Annotated in this window: 3 protein-coding genes; 1 reads left to right on the top strand and 2 read right to left on the bottom strand. The window is 70.9% G+C overall.

All coding sequences use genetic code 11. The annotated features are described in order from the left end of the window. Nucleotides 1–246: 246 nt before the first annotated feature. Both D7231_RS34700 and D7231_RS34695 read right to left on the bottom strand, forming a co-directional pair. Nucleotides 247–555 carry a UTRA domain-containing protein gene (locus D7231_RS34700; RefSeq protein ID WP_120760334.1) on the bottom strand — a complete coding sequence of 103 codons (309 nt, stop codon included), beginning with the start codon at nucleotides 553–555 and terminating at the stop codon, nucleotides 247–249. Between the two features lie 130 nt (nucleotides 556–685). After that, nucleotides 686–961, bottom strand: a complete 276-nt coding sequence (locus D7231_RS34695) for a hypothetical protein (RefSeq protein WP_147449881.1) — start codon at nucleotides 959–961, stop codon at nucleotides 686–688. Nucleotides 962–1,216: 255 nt separating this feature from the next. Between D7231_RS34695 and D7231_RS34690 the strand changes: the two genes are divergently transcribed. Further along, nucleotides 1,217–1,430, top strand: a 214-nt coding sequence (locus tag D7231_RS34690; RefSeq protein WP_147449880.1) for a helix-turn-helix domain-containing protein, incomplete at its 3' end; no start/stop codon positions are given.

Below are 1,430 nucleotides of genomic sequence, written 5' to 3'. Positions count from 1 at the left end.
TCGATCTTCACTCGCACGCCCGCGACCGCGAAAAACCGGCCGCCTTTCCGCCTGCACCCGGAAATGTCGCCGGAATGCGAGAAGCACCGAGCAGCAGTGCCGCCCATTGCGGGAAAAAAGACCGCGCAATGTGTGAGCGGATGAAGATCCGGCAGTCACCCCGACACCCGACGCGTCTGCCCGCGGCACGGACGCGCACCGCCAATGAGGCTTCATTGCCCAGGTGATGACCGGTCCGCGCGAGAACTACCGGGGGTTCTCGGCCTCTGCCGGATGATCCGGGGACACCATGTAGCTCCGCTGCCAGACGGAGCCGCGCATGAGGATGTGCCTCGAATGCCGGACCACGCCGCCGGCGTCGTCGTAATAGACCCGTTCGATCTCCATCAGCGGAGTTTCCCTGGAGATGGCGTAGCGTTTCGCTTCCTCCGGTGTCGGCAAGCGGACGTTCTCGTGTTCCTCGACCCGCATGGCGCCCGAGGGGGCCTGATCGTCCTGGAACGTGAACGCGGCCTTCTCCCGCTGGGCCCAGCGCTGCTTTCTTCTGGCTACCACGTGCGGGTCTCCTGATGGTGGGGCGCCCGCGCCGGACCGGGGCACGTCGGGCGTACGGGGAGCGGCGCGCGTCGCGGCGCCGGGCGGAGTGCGGTCCGGGGGCGGCGGCCCCTGAGCGGAGCGGTCGCCCTCATGGCGCGTCACCCGGCAGCGGCCGGCCGAGTCTGCGGGACAGCGCGATGATCTCCTCGTACTGGAAGTGCTCCGCCTGCCACGGATGCCGCCTGCGCAGTGCGGCGCACAAGGCCGGAGTGACGCGATGGCCGTTGATCACGGGCCAGCCGTCCGCGTCGAGCCAGAGCTTGAGTTCCGCCTCCTCCAGCTCCGCCTGATCGCACTCGCCGCCGGCCTTCGCCGGCCCCTGCGGCGAGGCGGGTTCCTCCTGGGGCAAGGGGTGAACGACCACGGCAGGACGCTGTGCACCGGTCCGGTGCCGAGTGCGGCGGATCACGACGCTCCCTCCGGGAGTGCGGGGAGGCAGGGCGGGCGGGGCGCCCGGCTGCCACTCCGCTGCCGGGCGGCCCAATACTACGCAGCGAGGCGGCTTCCATGCCCTGTGTCACCGCGCGAAAGTCTCCTCGTGCACCACCGGGCGCGCCGTGTCCCGTACGGTATGACCCTTCCCTGTTCGCCCGGATCGAGAAGCCCGCTGGAGTGCCGCATGTCCGAGTCCGGGACCAGCCTGGCGTCGGCTCTGTTCGTCGCGGTCGACGCGTTGATCGAGGGCCGCGTCCTCCTCCCACCGCCCGGCGAGCGGCGGCGTCTGCGCGTGGCCCATGGACTCGCGCCGGATGACGTGGCTCGCGCACTGCTCGTGCCGAAGGACGCCGTGGAGAGCTGGGAGGCCGGCCTGGCCGAGCCGGAGCCGCCGCAGC

The organism is Streptomyces klenkii (assembly GCF_003626645.1).
Taxonomy (GTDB): domain Bacteria; phylum Actinomycetota; class Actinomycetes; order Streptomycetales; family Streptomycetaceae; genus Streptomyces; species Streptomyces klenkii.
The sequence above is the reverse complement of the archived record's forward strand: the minus strand, read 5'-3'. Positions and strand labels throughout refer to the sequence as shown.